Below are 14,280 nucleotides of genomic sequence, written 5' to 3'. Positions count from 1 at the left end.
AACTCAGACGGGGAAGCCGGGCGTCCGCCAGATCTCGCCGGCCGCGGTGACCGCCAGGGCCTCGTGCCCGTCGAGGGCCTCGGTCCAGGCGTGGGCGCCCGCGCCCATGGCGAAGGCGGCCGTGGCCAGGGCGTCGGTCCAGGTGAGGCCGTGGCCGGTCAGGGTGAGGGAGGCCAGGGCGGTGGCGGGTTCGCCGGTGTGCGGGTCGAGGACGTGGGACCCGCGCTCGGCCGTGCCGGAGGTGGCGACGGCCAGGTGGTCGCGGCCCGTGACGACGGCGCACAGGGCCCCGGGGCGCAGCGGGTGGGCGATGCCGATGCGCCAGGGGACGCCCGGGGCCGCCTCGCCCCGCAGCTGGATGTCCCCGCCCCCGTTCACGCAGGTGTTGTGCGCCCCCGCCGCGTAAAGGATCTCCGAGGCCCGTTCCACCGCCCAGCCCTTGACCATCCCGGACGGGTCGAGCCGGCCGCCCGGCGTGTGGCTGAACCAGCCGTCGGTGGCGCGCGCCGCCGCCTCGCACAGGCCCAGCACCTCCGCCACCTCGGGCCCGCACCGTTCGGGGGCGAGCTCGCCGCGGCCGAGCCGGCTGATGGCGCTGGCCGGGCGGTAGGTGGAGAAGACCTCGTCCACGTGGTGCAGCCACGCCACGGCCTCCTCCAGGGCCCGGCCGATGGCGGGCGTGGCCGGGTCGCGGATGTCGAAGGAGAAGACGGTGCCCATGGCGTGCTCGGCGTGACGCACACCGTGCCGCGGCTCAGACACCGGCCTTGTCCAGGGCGCTCTGCAAGGACTGGACATAGCCCTCGCTGGTGTAGGTGGCGCCGGACACCGCGTCGATCTGCGCGCTCTGGGCGGTGAGCGTCTCGCTGGTGAGCTGCGGCACCGCGTACGAGGCGATCTGCTGGGAGCGGCCGTCGCCGGACGGGGTCTGCACCGCCCTGACCGCGGTGATCTTCCCCTTGGAGAAGGTGACGGCGAGCTGCACGGGGCCGTAGCGGGTGTTGATCGTGGAACCGGTGTAGGTGCCGGTGGGGCCCGCCGGGGTGGTGTGCGCGGCGGACGGCGACGAGGGCGACGGCGCCGCCGAGCCGCTTGAGGAGGAGGACGAAGAAGACGGAGAAGGGGAGGACGGAGAAGGGGAGGACGAGGAGGGGGACGGGGACGGCGGCTGGGCCGCGACCGCCACTGTGGGGGTGTGGTGCGGTTTGAGGGACAGCAGCAGGACCACTCCCGCGACGGTCGAGGCGGTGGTGAGGGCGGCCTTTCGCACGGCCGGGGCTCCTTTGCGGTTCGGGTCAGAAGGCGAACGACTCGTGGTGGATGCGGCGGCGCGGCACCCCCGCCCCCCGCAGGGCCCGCTGGGCGGCCTCCGCCATCCCCGGCGGGCCGCACAGGTACACATCGCGCTCGGCGAGGTCCGGGACCAGCCGGCGCAGGGCGCGCGTGGTCAGCGGGGAGGAGTACTCGACCGGCTCGTCGACGACGTAGTGGACGATCGCCCCGCGCGCCACCGCCAGCTGGTCGAGCTCCGCGCGCAGCGCCAGGTCCTCGGGCCGCCGGGCGCGGTAGATGAGCGTCACCTCGCCGGGCAGGGTCTCGAACAGCGCCCGCAGCGGGGTGATGCCGACCCCGCCGCCCAGCAGCAGCACCTTCTCCGCGCGCCGGCGGCGGGCGGTGAGCGCCCCGTACGGCCCCTCGGCGAGCACCCGGGTGCCGGGCTTGAGCCGGGCCAGCGCCTCGCTGTGACCGCCGGCCGCCTTCACCGTGATCCGCAGGAAGGAGGGGTGGGCGGCGGCCGAGAGGGAGTACGGGTTGGCGGCCCACCACAGGCCCGGCGCCAGAAAGCGCCAGCGGAAGAACTGGCCGGGCTCGGCGCGCAGCTCGTCCAGCCGGTCCCCGGTCACATACACCGAGACGACGCCGGGCGCCTCGGGCCGGACCTCCGAGACCCACAGCCGGTGGCGCAGCGCCCGCCGCGCGGGCACCGCGAACCGGAACCACAGCAGCAGCGCCGCCACCCCGCCGTACAGCGCGTACCAGGCCAGCTGGGCCGGGCGGTTGCCGACGAAGTCGGCGCCGTTGGACAGCTGGTGGCCGAAGACCAGGAAGACCGCCAGGTAGGTGGCGAAGTGCAGCAGGTGCCAGGTCTCGTACGAGAGGCGGCGGCGGGCGGCGCGCGCGGACAGGACGCCGGTGGCCAGGAAGAGCAGGAAGCCGATGGTGCCCTTGAGGAGGTCGGGGTAGTGGAAGACCAGGGTGGTGGTCTGGTCCACGACGCCGGTGTGCGAGGTCAGCGCATAGCCCCAGATGATCAGCAGGGTGTGCGCGAGGGCGAGGGAGACGACGTACCGGCCGCCCATCGCGTGCCAGCGCGCCAGCCGGTCGCTGCCGATGGTGCGGTCCAGCACCGGCACCCGGGCCATGAGCAGCAGCAGGACGGCGCACGCGTATCCGGCGAGCAGCCCGGTGATGCGCCCGGCGCCGGTCAGCCAGCCCGCCGTGCCGACGACGGAGGTGGTGTCGCTCCACCACAGGGCCAGGACGGCGGCGGCGCCCGCCCAGATCGCGAGCTGCGAGAGGGCCGCGACGGAAAGGGGCGGGTGCGGGGGCGCCCCCGGGGCGGGCGGCCGGGCGCGCGGCGCGGTGGCGCGGCGGTCGTGGACGGTGGTGGCCACGGGGTCGTCCTTTCGCGGCGGGGCGTGCGATGCACAGCCGGGTTACGGTGCGGTCAGGGCGCTCAGCCTCACAGGCCAACTTCTGAAGACCCTCTGAAAAGGCTTTGAAGGGGAGGTTCCGGACACGATTCAGAGGAAACTCAGAGCGAACTCAGAGGGACCCCGGGGCCCGCCGCTTCGCGCGCCGGGGGATGCTGGATGTGTCATGGAAAACCACACCACGGACCCCTTCCTCCTCCGTCGGCCGGACGGCACCCCCGTCCGCGTGCTCGTCGTCGACGACGAGCCCGATCTGACGGAGGTGCTGTCGGGCGCCCTGCGCGGCGAGGGCTGGCGGGTCCGTACGGCGGCCGACGGCGCGTCCGCGCTGGCCGAGGCGCGCGCGTTCCGCCCCGACGCGGTCGTGCTGGACTGGATGCTTCCGGACACCGACGGGCTGACCGTGCTGCGCGCGCTGCGGGCCGAGCTGGAGGGCGTGTGTGTGCTGTTTCTCACCGCGCGCGACTCCGTGGAGGACCGGATCGCGGGGATCACGGCGGGCGGCGACGACTATGTGACCAAGCCGTTCAGCCTGGAGGAGGTCCTGGCCAGGCTGCGCGGGGTGCTGCGCCGGGCCGGGATGGCGCGCGGGCGAGACGTCCACCAGGCCGACCGGCTGGTGGTGGGCGATCTGGTGATGGACGAGAAGGCGCGGGAGGTCACCCGTGGCGGGGTGGTGGTCGAGCTGTCCCGCACCGAGTTCGAGCTGCTGCGGTTCCTGATGCGCAATCCGCGCCGGGTGCTGTCGAAGGCGCAGATCCTGGACCGGGTGTGGTCGTACGACTTCGGCGGCCAGGCCCATGTGGTGGAGCTCTACATCAGCTATCTGCGGAAGAAGATCGACGCGGGGCGGACCCCGCTGATCCACACCGTGCGCGGGGTCGGGTATGTGCTCAAGCCGAACGAACCCGGCGCATCGGAGACACCTTGAGCCGCCCGTCGCTTCCGCGCGCGCTGCGCGCCGCGCTCCCCCGCACCCTGCGGGCCCGGCTGACCACCGGCCTCGTGGTGCTGCTCGCGGTCGCTTCCGTGGCCGTGGGCCTGGCCACGGTGCTCGCTCTGGAGGGCTTTCTGGTGCGCCGCCTGGACCAGCAGCTCACCGCGGCGGGCGGGCGCTTCCCGGCGAGCCTGGAGCACGGCGAGCGGCGGCCGGACGCCGACAACCGGCCCGATACGCGCGGCCAGTCCGCGTACACGTTCGGCGCCCGGCTGAAGGGCGGCGAGGCCACGCAGGCGGCGGTGGTGCGGGACGACACGGATGTCACGGTGCCGCTCACCGGCGCCGATCGGCGCACCCTGGCCGGGGTGCCGGCCGACGGCCGCGGGCACGGCGTCCGGCTGTCGGCGATCGGCGAGTACCGGGTGCTGGCGGTGCGCGGGGACGACGGCGACGTCCTGATCACCGGCCTGCCGCTGCGCCCGGTGGAGGAGACCGTGCACCGGGTGGAGCTGGTGGAGGCGGTGGTCTTCGGGTCCGCGCTCGCGGTGACGGGCGTGGCGGGGGCGCTGTGGGTGCGGCTGTCGCTGCGCCCGCTGCGGCGGGTGACCGCCACCGCGGCCGGGGTGGCGCGGCTGCCGCTGGCCAGCGGCGAGGTGGCGATGCCGGCGCCGGTGCCGGACACCGATCCGCGCACCGAGGTCGGCCAGGTGGGCGCCGCGCTGAACCGGATGCTCGGGCATGTCGGCGACGCGCTGGCCAGCCGCCACGCCAGCGAGGAGCGGCTGCGCCAGTTCGCCGCGGACGCCAGCCATGAGCTGCGCACCCCGGTGGCCTCGGTGCGCGGCCACGCCGAGCTGGCGCTGCGCCACCCCGGGCCGGTGCCCGGCGAGGTGCGCCACGCGCTGGAGCGGATCCAGTCGGAGTCGGAGCGGATGAGCACGCTCGTCGACGATCTGCTGCTGCTCGCGCGGCTCGACGCGGGCCGGCCGCTGGCCCGCGACCCCGTCGACCTGACGCGGCTGGTGCTGGACGCGGCGGGCGACGCGCGGGCGGCGGGGCCGGAACACCGCTGGACGCTGGAGCTGTCCGAGGAGCCGGTGACCGTCGTGGGTGATGAGCACCGGCTACAGCAGGTGGTGGCCAATCTGCTGGCCAACGCCCGTACGCACACGCCGCCGGGCACCGAGGTGGCGATCCGTCTGGCGGCGCGCGCGGGGCGAACGGAGCCGGCGGAGCTGACGGTGACGGACGACGGTCCTGGCATCCCCGAGGCGCTGCTGCCGGAGGTGTTCGAGCGCTTCGCGCGCGCCGACCCCGGCCGCGCGCGGGCCGCGGGCGGCACCGGTCTGGGGCTGGCCATCGTGCGCGCCGTGGTGTCTGCGCACGGCGGGGCGATCGAGGTGACGAGCAGGCCGGGGAAGACGGTCTTCCGGGTCACCCTGCCGGACGGGCGGACGGCGGGGGCGGAGCCGCCGATCGTTACCCACGCGTAACTTACCGGCCTATTACCACCGGTAAGCCAGCACGGTTACCGTCGGGTCACTTAGGGGCTGTCAGGCGCCGGACACGCCCTTCTGCCGGTCCACTCCCCCTCCAGGAGCGACAGTGACCCACGCCCGCAAACCGCTGCGCGCCACCGCCGCAGCCGCCGTCTCGGCGACCGTGCTGGCCGGTGCCGCCCTCGGCCTCGCCCCCGCCGCGCAGGCGGCGGCTCCCCCGCCCCCGCCGCGGGCCGCCGCCCAGTCGGCGGCCTCGTCCGTACGGTTCGTCGACATCCCCGGCGACGGCGGCGTCACCCTGGCCGCCAACGTCGTCACCCCCCGCGGCGCGGACGGCTCGCAGCGCCTCCCCCTCGTCGTCCTGCCCACCAGCTGGGCCCTGCCCCAGGCCGAATATCTCGCCCAGGCCCAGAAGCTGGCCGACTCCGGCTATGTCGTGCTCAGCTACAACGTCCGCGGCTTCTGGCAGTCCGGCGGGGAGATCGAGACCGCCGGACCGCCCGATGTCGCCGACGCCTCCAAGGTCATCGACTGGGCGCTGGCCAACACCCCCGCCGACCCCGGCCGGATCGGCATGGCCGGGGTGTCGTACGGCGCCGGGATCAGCCTGCTCGCCTCCGGCTTCGACAAGCGGATCAAGGCCGTGGCCGCGCTGAGCGGCTGGGCGGATCTGGTCGGCTCCATCTACAGCGGCCGCACCCAGCACGCCCAGGCCGCCGCCCTGCTCAGCGGCTCCGGTGAGCTGCTCGGCCGCCCCAGCGCCGAACTCCGGCAGATCTTCCAGGACTTCCTCGGCTCCGACCTCACCAAGGAGCAGGAGATCGTCGAGTGGGGCCAGAAGCGCTCCGCCGCCACCTACCTCGACCGGATCAACGCCAACGGCACGGCGGTCATGCTCGCCAACGCCTGGGGCGACTCCATCTTCCCGCCCAACACCTACGCCGACTTCTACGAGAAGCTGACCGGCCCCAAGCGCCTGGAGTTCCGGCCGGGCGACCACGCGACCGGCGAGCTCACCGGGCTGCTCGGCCTGCCCAACGACACCTGGGACGACGCCAGGCGCTGGCTCGACCGTTACGTCAAGGGCGAGCGCAACGGCATCGACCAGGAGCGGCCGGTGCAGCTCAAGTCCCGTACGGGGGGCGGCTACGAGGGCTACCCGAGCTGGTCGGCCGTGCCGTCGGGCGAGCGCCGGATCGACCTCGGCGAGACCCGGCAGATCGCCGCGAACGCCGACTCCGGCGCCAACGCCGGGACCGTGCTGCTGACCGGGGCACTGGACCAGTTCCTGAAGATCCCGCCGCTGGTCTCGGTCCCGCTGCTGTCGCGCGAACGCGCCGCGGTCTGGCAGACCGGGCGCTACGACGCGGCGCAGCGCATCCGCGGCACGGTGTCGCTGCACACCACCGTGACCAGCGACAAGTCCAGCGGCACCGCGGTGGCCTACCTCTATGACGTGGACGCGCTCGGCGTCGGGAAGCTGATCACCAACGCGCCGGTCACCTTCCACGACCGCACTCCCGGCACGCCCTTCGCCGTCGACCTGGACCTGTTCTCGACGGCGTACGACGTCCCGGCCGGACACCGCCTCGCGCTGGTCGTCGACACCGTCGACCCGCTGTATATCGAGCACAACCCCGACGGCGCGCACCTCACCTTCTCCTCCCCGAAGACCGACCCGTCGTATCTGTCGCTCCCGGTCCGGGACTGAGGAGGCGCGAGCGCCAGGACAACGGGCGCGCCCGTCACGGCATCGTGTCGCCCGGGAGCATCGTGGCGGGCTCGGGCGGGGCCACCTTCACCGCCTCGGTCTTCACGCTGCGCCGCTCCCGCTTGGCGACCCAGTTGGCGAACCACGACAGCAGCATGCACATCCCGATGTAGACCGGGGAGATGACCATGACGACGGGGATGAACGGAAGGCCGTAGTCGAGGTTGCCGGCGATGAGCTTGCCCGCGTGCAGAAACTCCTCGTAGGTGATGAGAAAGCCGAGCGAGGTGTCCTTCAGCGCGACCACCAGCTGGCTGATGATGGCCGGCAGCATCGCCCGCACCCCCTGCGGCACCAGCACATGCGCCATGACCTGCGTCTTGCGCATGCCGAGTGAGTACGCCGCCTCGCGCTGCCCGCGCTCGACGGAATTGACGCCCGTACGGAACACCTCGGCGAGCACCGAGCCGTTGTAGAGGGTCAGTCCGGCGACGAGCGCGGGCAGCGGCTGCACCTTGAGCGCCACGAACACGAAGAAGATCATCACCAGCACGGGCATGGCCCGGAAGAACTCCACGACCAGCGTGGCCACCCACCGCACCGGGCGGTGCTCGGACAGCCGCCCGGCGGCGAGGACCCCGCCGAGGACGAGGGAGAAGACCGCGGCGAGGGCGAAGGCCTTGAGCGTGTTGCCGAGCCCGCGCAGCAGCAGGAGCTGGATGCCCTTGTACTCGAAGGGCCGCCACTTCTCGGCCGCGAACTGGCCCGTGTGGATGAGCAGATAGACGATCCAGGCGAGCAGGAGCAGCAGCACGACCGCGGCCAGCAGCCCATAGGCGCGGTGGCGGGCCCGGGCGTGCGGGCCGGGGACGTCGTAGAGGGCGCTGGCGGTGGTCATCGGGGCACCCCCCAGCGGCGCTCCAGCACATGGAAGAGCGCGCTGATGGCGAGCGTGATGATCAGATAGCCGAGGGCGATCCAGACGAACGTCCAGATGATGTTGTAGCCGAGCTCGTTGAGCGGTTTGTACGTGCCGAGCAGCTCGGTCACGCTGAACGAACCGGCGATGGCGGAGTTCTTGGCGAGCGCGATCAGGGTCGAGCCGATCGGCGGGATGACCGTGCGGAACGCCTGCGGCAGCACCACCGTGCCGAGGGTCTGCGGGAAGTTCATCCCGAGGCTCCGGGCCGCCTCGCCCTGCCCGACCGGCACGGTGTTGATGCCGGAGCGCACCGCCTCGCAGATGAACGCCGAGGTGTAGCAGCCGAGCGCGAGCACCGCGAAGGTGAAGAACGGCAGGACGAGCCCGAAGCGGGGCAGGCCGAGCATCACCGCGAAGAAGAGCAGGGTCAGCGGCGTGTTGCGGAGCACCGTCACCCACGCGGTGCCGAAGGCCCGCAGCGGGGCGACGGGCGCCACGCGGAAGCCGGCCATCAGCACGCCGAGCGCGAGCGCGAGCAGCGAGGCGTAGACGGTCAGCTGCACGGTGCCGAGGAAGCCCTCGCCGTAGAGGGAGAAGTTGTGCGTGAGAACGTACATGGGAGGGCGGTCCTGGGGTCGGTCGGGGAAGGGCGGAGCGGGTTTCTCAGCGCGGCGGGTAGCGGTCGACGGGCGGTGGCTTGGGGGCGGGCACCCCGGACAGGCCGAGGGTCGCGTTGTACGCCTTCAGCCAGTCGCCGTTGCGCTCATGGGCCTCGATGGCGTCGTTGAGGGCAAACCGCAGCGCGTTGTCCTTCTTCGGCACGCCGATGCCGTACGGCTCCTTGGAGAACGGCCTGCCGACGACCTTCAGCTCGCCCGGGGCCTTGGCCGCGTACCCCAGCAGGATGGTGTTGTCGGTGGAGACCGCGTCCACCTGGAGGCTGATCAGGTTGTCGACGCACACCGAGTAGGTGTCGTAGGCGACGGTGCGGGCCTTGGGGTAGTCGGTCTGGAGGCGCATCAGCGGGGTGGAGCCGGCCACCGAGCACACGGTCTTGCCGGCCAGGTCCTGCGGGCCGTGGATGTCCTTCTCGTCCTTGCGGACCAGCAGCGACTGGCCGGCCATGAAGTAGGGGCCGGCGAAGCCGACCAGGCGCTTGCGGAGCGGGTTGATGGTGTAGGTGCCGACGTAGTAGTCGATCTGGCCGTTCTGGAGGGCGGTCTCGCGGTTGGCGGAGGCGATGGTCTTGAACCTGATCGTCTTCGGGTCGAAGCCGAGGGAGGCCGACATCATCTTGGCGATCTCGATGTCGAAGCCGGAGTAGCGGCCGGTGGCCGGGTCCCGCTCGCCCAGGTACGGCTGGTCCTCCTTGGCGCCGACCACCAGATAGCCGCGGCGCTCGGCCTTCCGCCAGGTGGGAGAGGAGGGCAGCCGGAAGCCGGTGTTCACCTTGTAGGCGGGCAGCGCGCCGGGCTTGGGCCCCTTGACCGGCGGGCTGCCCTCCTTGCCGCAGCCGAAGACCGCGGCCGGCAGCGCCATGGCGAGGGCCAGGGCGGCGAGCGCGCGGCGGGTGCGCGTCATGTGGTCCCCCGGGCTCAGTGCTTGAGGATCTTGGAGAGGAAGTCCTTGGCGCGCTCGGTGCTGGGCGCGGCGAAGAACTCGTCCGGCGGGCGGTCCTCGACGATCCGCCCGCCGTCCATGAACACCACCCGGTTGGCGGCGTAGCGCGCGAACCCCATCTCATGGGTGACCACGACCATCGTCATGCCGTCGCGGGCCAGCTGGCGCATGACCTCCAGCACCTCGTTGATCATCTCCGGGTCGAGCGCGGAGGTCGGCTCGTCGAAGAGCATCGCCTTGGGGTCCATGGCCAGCGCGCGGGCGATCGCCACGCGCTGCTGCTGACCTCCCGACAGCTGGGCCGGGTACTTCTCCGCCTGGGTGACGAGCCCGACCCGGTCCAGCAGCTCGCGGGCGCGCCGCTCGGCTTCCTGTTTGGTCCGGCCGCGCACCTTGAGCTGGGCGAGCATCACATTGGCGAGCACGGTCTTGTGCGCGAAGAGGTTGAACGACTGGAAGACCATCCCGACGTCGGCGCGCAGCCGGGCGAGCTCCTTGCCCTCCTCGGGGAGGGGGATGCTGTCGATGGTGATGGTGCCGGAGTCGATCGCCTCGAGGCGGTTGATCGTCCGGCAGAGGGTCGACTTGCCGGAGCCGGACGGTCCGATGACGACCACCACCTCGCCGCGGCCGACGGAGAGGTCGATGTCCCGCAGGACGTGCAGCGCGCCGAAGTACTTGTTGACCTCGCGCAACTCGATCAACGCTTCGCCGAAGGCCATACCGGCCACACCCACTTTCAGCTGTGCCGCGCTCAGCGCAAACTATCCACACATAAGGGGCGCTTTAGCGGCGACACGCATCAATGGATATTTAACCCCTGAAAGGGGCCGAGTGGGGGATTGCGGCTCAGACCGCGGTCCACGGATCGCGGCTCACAGACCGCGGCTCAGACCTCGGCGACCTCGGCGTACACATACGACAGCTCGGGCGCGCCGTCGGCCGCCCACTCATGGCCCGCCCCCACCACGTCGATCTCCCGCCCGGAGGCGAGCCGGACGATCGGCCGGCCGTTCGGCCACACCTGCCACAGGGCGCCGGGCACGGTACGGATGATCACGGTGCCCAGATACAGCCCGGCGTCGTTGCCGAGCCACGGCAGCTCGTCGGGGTCGTCGCGCCAGCGCGGCAGCAGCTGGTCCAGCGCTTCGAGCGAGGCCGCGGAGTCGTCGAGCCCGACCCCCGCGGACGCGGCCCGGGCGCGCAGCAGCTCACACTCCGACAACAGCTGCGCCACGCCCTGCTGATCCGCCTCCCGGGCGGTCATGACAGCCGTACCTCGCGCCTGGTCGTGTCGCTTGCGCCAGTTGCCCAAGAACGGGATGTTCATACCAGCCAGCGTGGCACCCCCACGCCCGCCACACCACAGGGCGCGCGGATAGCCCGTGATCCGATCATTGTCTTGACGACACCCTTCCGTCTCCCTACGTTCGTCCCGCACCTGTCGGATCGCCGGTTGGGTTGGTTGCGAGAGGGGACACGCATGCTCCTGGGCAGACGGTGGACAGCGACCGCGTTCGTCACGGGAGGTGTCGCCCTCTCCTTCGCCTGGACGGCGGCGGCGCCCGCGGGCGCCGCCACGCCCGGGTCACCCGGCCAAGAGCCCCGAAAGCCGCTCCCCTTGGAGCGGCTTTTCGACAACACGGCGGTCAGCGACGACGGCGGCCCCGGCGGCGCGGACTTCGACGGCGCGGGCAACTCGCTGTCCGCGCAGGATCTGCGGGCCGCCGGCTGGGCCCCGGGCCGCACCCTCACCATCGACTCCGCCCGGCTCACCTGGCCCCGAGCGGCCGGCCACGCGCGCCCGGACAACGTACGCGCCGACGGTCAGACGGTGCGGCTGCACGGGCGCGGCGACGGGCTGTCGTTCCTGGTCGCGGGCACCGGCGGCGAGGCGAGCGGCGCCGGCGTCGTCCGCTACCGGGACGGGTCGAGCAGTACGTACACGCTCACCGCGCCGGACTGGCGCTCCGGCCCGACGGGCACCCGGGCCGTCGCCCTCCCCCACATCAACAGCGGCGCGGGGCAGCGGGTGGAGACCGCGCGGCTTTACGCGGTGACGGTGCCGGTGGAGCGCGGCCGGGACATCGCCTCGGTGGTGCTGCCCCGCGACCCGGGCGCCGCGGATCTGCATGTGTTCGCCGCCTCGGTGCGCCGGGCCGCCGCGGGGTGGACGGGCAGCTGGTCGGCGAGCAGCAGCGGATACACGGCGGTCGGACCCTGGACCGACCAGACGCTGCGGCTCGTGGTGCACACCAGCGCGGGCGGGCCCCGGGCCCGGATCCGGCTGGCCAACACCTTCGCCGCCGCCCCGGTGCGGATCGGCCGCGCCAGCGTCTCCCTGCAAGCGGAGGGCGCGGCAGCGGACGGCGACCCGGTGGCGCTCACCTTCGGGGGCCGGGAGGGCATCGAGATCGCGGCGGGGGCGCAGGAGTTCAGCGACCCGGTGGGCTTCGACGTCCCGCCGGACGCCAATCTGCTGGTGAGCATCCATCTGCCGGACACGGTCCAGGCGGTGCCGGTGCACAGCCAGGCCACCCAGCGCTCCTATCTGAGCCCGCCGGGCAGCGGCGACCACACGGCCGACGCGGACGGCGATGCGTACACCGGGACCCTGACCACCTGGCCGTTCCTGACCGGTGTGGACGTCGGGGGCGGGCCGGGGTCGGTGGTGACCCTCGGCGACTCGATCACCGACGGCACCAAGTCGACCACCGGCGCCAACCGGCGCTGGCCGGACGTGCTGGCCCGGCGGCTGCTCGGCCAGTCCGACGTCCCCGCGTACGGCGTGCTCAACCAGGGCATCTCCGCCAACCGCGTGGTGACCGACCGCTACCCGGGCGAGGGGGTGAGCACGGACACCGGCGGGGTCAGCGCCCTGAACCGGCTGGAGCGCGATGTGTTCGCGCAGACGAACGCCCGCACGGTCGTGGTCTTCGAGGGCATCAACGATCTGCGCTGGGGCACCTCGGCCGAGCAGCTGACCGCCGGGCTGCGCGCCCTCGCGCAGCGGGCGCATGAGCGCGGGCTGCGGGTGGTGGTGGCGACGATCGCGCCCTGCGAGGGCGAGTCCCTGTGCACCGCGGACGTGGACGCCCGGCGCAGCGCCGTCAACGCCTTCATCCGTGACAGCGGCGGGGTGTTCGACGCGGTGCTGGACTTCGACGCGGCGGTGCGCGATCCGCTGCGGCCGCAGCGGATCGCGCCCGTGTACGACAGCGGTGACCATCTGCACCCCGGCGACGCGGGGCTCCAGGCGATGGCCGACGCGATCGATCTGCGGCAGCTGACCGGCTGAGGCTTCCGGCCGGCCGGGAGCGTCAGACCTCGAGGTCGACGACGACCGGCGCGTGGTCCGAGGCGCCCTTGCCCTTGCGCTCCTCGCGGTCCACATACGCGTCGCCGACGGCCTTGGCGAAGGCCTCGTTCCCGTACACCAGGTCGATCCGCATGCCCTTGTTCTTCGGGAAGCCCAGCTCCCGGTAGTCCCAGTAGGTGAAGGGGTGGTCGTACTTCAGGGGGCGCGGCATCACGTCGGACAGGCCCACCTCGCGCAGGGCGGCCAGCGCCTCGCGCTCCTTGGTGGTGACGTGTGTCGAGCCCTCGAAGACGGCGCGGTCCCACACGTCCTCGTCGGTGGGCGCCACATTGAAGTCGCCGAGGACGGCGAAGGGGCGGCCGCCCGCCGCGTCGGCCGCGGCGGAGTCCCGCAGCGCCTCGAACCAGCGCAGCTTGTAGTCGTAGTGCGGATGCCCGATCTCCCGGCCGTTGGGCACGTACACCGACTGGACGCGGACGGCGCCGCAGGTGGCGGCGATGGCGCGGGGCTCCTGCTCGCCCTCGTAGGCCGGGCCGCCGGGCAGGCCCGAGGTCACCTCGGCCAGGCCGACCCGGGAGATCACGCCCACCCCGTTCCACCGGCCCGTGGCGTTGACCGCGGCTTCGTAGCCCAGCTCGCGCAGCGGCTCGTACGGGAAGGCGCTCTCGGCGCTCTTGATCTCCTGTATGCACAGCACGTCCGTGCCGCTGCTCTCCAGCCAGGCGAGCAGGCGGGGCAGCCGCGCGGTGATCGAATTGACGTTCCAGGTCGCGATGCGCATAGGGGACAACCTACCTCGCGGGTCCGACAACGCTCACCGTGCGGCCGTGCCGCTCGGACCGTCGGCTCAGGCCGCCGGCTCAGACCGTCACGCTCTCCCCCGGCACCAGGCGGACATGCTCCGCGCCGCCGATCCCGGGGCCGTCGGGGCCGAGCATCCGGCCGTAGACCAGCGGCGCGATGTCGGACAGCAGGGCGTCGTGGACGTCCACCGCGCGGCTCGGCGCGACCTCGCGGACGTAGTCGACGACCTCGGCGAGCTTGTTCCACGGCGCGTGGACCGGCAGCAGCAGGGTCTCGACCGGCCGCCCGGGCACGGTGAGCGCGTCGCCGGGGTGGAAGACCGAGCCGTCCACCACGTATCCCACATTGGTGATCCGCGGGAGGTCCGGGTGGATGACGGCGTGCAGCTGCCCGTGGACCTCGATGTCGAAGCCCGCGGCGGTGAAGGTGTCGCCGTCCCCGACGGTGTGCACGCGCCCCGGGAAGGCGTCCGCGATCTGCTCGGCGACGGAGGCGAGCGTCCAGATCCGCGCGGCGGGGTCGGCGTCGAGCGCCGCGTGCAGCCGCTGCTCGTCGAAGTGGTCCATGTGCTCGTGGGTGACCAGGATCGCCTCGGCGCCGACCGCGGCGTCCCCCTCGCTGAACGCGCCGGGGTCGATGACGAGCGACCGCCCGTCCTTCTCCAGCCGGACGCAGGCGTGGCCCTTCTTGGTGAGCTTCATGGGGATCATTGTGCTCCCGGCGGGCGCGCCGGGCGCTCCGTGCCCCTCCC

The 14,280-nt window shown here is 72.8% G+C and carries 14 protein-coding genes; 4 read left to right on the top strand and 10 right to left on the bottom strand.

Annotation, left to right across the window (positions count from 1 at the left end):
• Positions 1–3: 3 nt before the first annotated feature.
• The 3 genes from ACH4S9_RS24460 to ACH4S9_RS24450 are packed head-to-tail and all read right to left on the bottom strand — an operon-like array spanning position 4 to position 2,675.
• Entirely contained in the window at positions 4–720 is a 717-nt protein-coding gene (locus ACH4S9_RS24460; protein WP_394816730.1) for an FAD:protein FMN transferase, read from the bottom strand.
• A gap of 34 nt (positions 721–754) precedes the next feature.
• Complete coding sequence (locus tag ACH4S9_RS24455; RefSeq protein ID WP_398373836.1) at positions 755–1,270, bottom strand: FMN-binding protein; 516 nt, start codon at positions 1,268–1,270, stop codon at positions 755–757.
• 25 nt (positions 1,271–1,295) lie between these two features.
• On the bottom strand, positions 1,296–2,675 hold the full coding sequence (locus ACH4S9_RS24450; RefSeq protein ID WP_398373835.1) for a ferric reductase-like transmembrane domain-containing protein: 1,380 nt from the start codon (positions 2,673–2,675) through the stop codon (positions 1,296–1,298).
• Positions 2,676–2,880: 205 nt separating this feature from the next.
• On the opposite strand from ACH4S9_RS24450, the gene ACH4S9_RS24445 reads away from it, so the two are divergent.
• The 3 genes from ACH4S9_RS24445 (at position 2,881) to ACH4S9_RS24435 (ending at position 6,864) form a co-directional block, all read left to right on the top strand.
• Entirely contained in the window at positions 2,881–3,645 is a 765-nt protein-coding gene (locus tag ACH4S9_RS24445; protein WP_361188575.1) for a response regulator transcription factor, read from the top strand.
• A 23-nt stretch (positions 3,646–3,668) separates the two neighbouring features.
• Positions 3,669–5,147, top strand: coding sequence for a sensor histidine kinase (locus ACH4S9_RS24440; RefSeq protein WP_398374012.1), 1,479 nt, complete (start codon positions 3,669–3,671; stop codon positions 5,145–5,147).
• A gap of 112 nt (positions 5,148–5,259) precedes the next feature.
• Positions 5,260–6,864 carry an alpha/beta fold hydrolase gene (locus tag ACH4S9_RS24435; protein WP_398373834.1) on the top strand — a complete coding sequence of 535 codons (1,605 nt, stop codon included), beginning with the start codon at positions 5,260–5,262 and terminating at the stop codon, positions 6,862–6,864.
• A 34-nt stretch (positions 6,865–6,898) separates the two neighbouring features.
• Here ACH4S9_RS24435 and ACH4S9_RS24430 read toward each other — a convergent pair whose 3' ends face one another.
• The 5 genes from ACH4S9_RS24430 to ACH4S9_RS24410 form a co-directional block, all read right to left on the bottom strand.
• Positions 6,899–7,762, bottom strand: a complete 864-nt coding sequence (locus ACH4S9_RS24430) for an amino acid ABC transporter permease (protein ID WP_311723421.1) — start codon at positions 7,760–7,762, stop codon at positions 6,899–6,901.
• Positions 7,759–8,403 (bottom strand): amino acid ABC transporter permease, encoded by a 645-nt coding sequence (locus ACH4S9_RS24425; RefSeq protein WP_352128838.1) that lies wholly within the window; start codon positions 8,401–8,403, stop codon positions 7,759–7,761. Before ACH4S9_RS24425 ends, ACH4S9_RS24430 begins: the two co-directional genes overlap by 4 nt.
• 46 nt (positions 8,404–8,449) lie before the next feature.
• Entirely contained in the window at positions 8,450–9,367 is a 918-nt protein-coding gene (locus ACH4S9_RS24420) for a glutamate ABC transporter substrate-binding protein (RefSeq protein WP_398373833.1), read from the bottom strand.
• Positions 9,368–9,381: 14 nt separating this feature from the next.
• The gene (locus ACH4S9_RS24415; protein ID WP_311723424.1) at positions 9,382–10,128 is read right to left on the bottom strand and encodes an amino acid ABC transporter ATP-binding protein; all 747 of its coding nucleotides are present in this window, start codon (positions 10,126–10,128) and stop codon (positions 9,382–9,384) included.
• Between the two features lie 167 nt (positions 10,129–10,295).
• The gene (locus ACH4S9_RS24410) at positions 10,296–10,736 is read right to left on the bottom strand and encodes a DUF6278 family protein (protein WP_311723425.1); all 441 of its coding nucleotides are present in this window, start codon (positions 10,734–10,736) and stop codon (positions 10,296–10,298) included.
• A gap of 153 nt (positions 10,737–10,889) precedes the next feature.
• Between ACH4S9_RS24410 and ACH4S9_RS24405 the strand changes: the two genes are divergently transcribed.
• Positions 10,890–12,704, top strand: coding sequence for an SGNH/GDSL hydrolase family protein (locus tag ACH4S9_RS24405; RefSeq protein ID WP_398373832.1), 1,815 nt, complete (start codon positions 10,890–10,892; stop codon positions 12,702–12,704).
• Positions 12,705–12,726: 22 nt separating this feature from the next.
• Here ACH4S9_RS24405 and ACH4S9_RS24400 read toward each other — a convergent pair whose 3' ends face one another.
• Together ACH4S9_RS24400 and ACH4S9_RS24395 are read right to left on the bottom strand one after the other, a co-directional pair.
• On the bottom strand, positions 12,727–13,506 hold the full coding sequence (locus tag ACH4S9_RS24400) for an exodeoxyribonuclease III (RefSeq protein WP_311723427.1): 780 nt from the start codon (positions 13,504–13,506) through the stop codon (positions 12,727–12,729).
• 79 nt (positions 13,507–13,585) lie between these two features.
• Positions 13,586–14,230, bottom strand: a complete 645-nt coding sequence (locus ACH4S9_RS24395) for an MBL fold metallo-hydrolase (RefSeq protein ID WP_398373831.1) — start codon at positions 14,228–14,230, stop codon at positions 13,586–13,588.
• Positions 14,231–14,280: the final 50 nt, after the last annotated feature.

This window comes from Streptomyces sp. NPDC021225 (assembly GCF_044332865.1).
In the GTDB taxonomy this organism is placed as follows: domain Bacteria; phylum Actinomycetota; class Actinomycetes; order Streptomycetales; family Streptomycetaceae; genus Streptomyces.
This window is presented reverse-complemented; position numbering and strand designations above follow the sequence as displayed.

Excerpts from the sequence above, each read along its gene's own strand:
- ACH4S9_RS24425 (WP_352128838.1), bottom strand. The coding sequence starts at position 8,403 with ATGTACGTTCTCACGCACAACTTCTCCCTCTACGGCGAGGGCTTCCTC.
- ACH4S9_RS24410 (WP_311723425.1), bottom strand. The coding sequence starts at position 10,736 with ATGAACATCCCGTTCTTGGGCAACTGGCGCAAGCGACACGACCAGGCG.
- ACH4S9_RS24460 (WP_394816730.1), bottom strand. The coding sequence starts at position 720 with ATGGGCACCGTCTTCTCCTTCGACATCCGCGACCCGGCCACGCCCGCC.
- ACH4S9_RS24405 (WP_398373832.1), top strand. The coding sequence starts at position 10,890 with ATGCTCCTGGGCAGACGGTGGACAGCGACCGCGTTCGTCACGGGAGGT.
- ACH4S9_RS24420 (WP_398373833.1), bottom strand. The coding sequence starts at position 9,367 with ATGACGCGCACCCGCCGCGCGCTCGCCGCCCTGGCCCTCGCCATGGCG.
- ACH4S9_RS24395 (WP_398373831.1), bottom strand. The coding sequence starts at position 14,230 with ATGAAGCTCACCAAGAAGGGCCACGCCTGCGTCCGGCTGGAGAAGGAC.
- ACH4S9_RS24430 (WP_311723421.1), bottom strand. The coding sequence starts at position 7,762 with ATGACCACCGCCAGCGCCCTCTACGACGTCCCCGGCCCGCACGCCCGG.
- ACH4S9_RS24445 (WP_361188575.1), top strand. The coding sequence starts at position 2,881 with ATGGAAAACCACACCACGGACCCCTTCCTCCTCCGTCGGCCGGACGGC.
- ACH4S9_RS24415 (WP_311723424.1), bottom strand. The coding sequence starts at position 10,128 with ATGGCCTTCGGCGAAGCGTTGATCGAGTTGCGCGAGGTCAACAAGTAC.
- ACH4S9_RS24400 (WP_311723427.1), bottom strand. The coding sequence starts at position 13,506 with ATGCGCATCGCGACCTGGAACGTCAATTCGATCACCGCGCGGCTGCCC.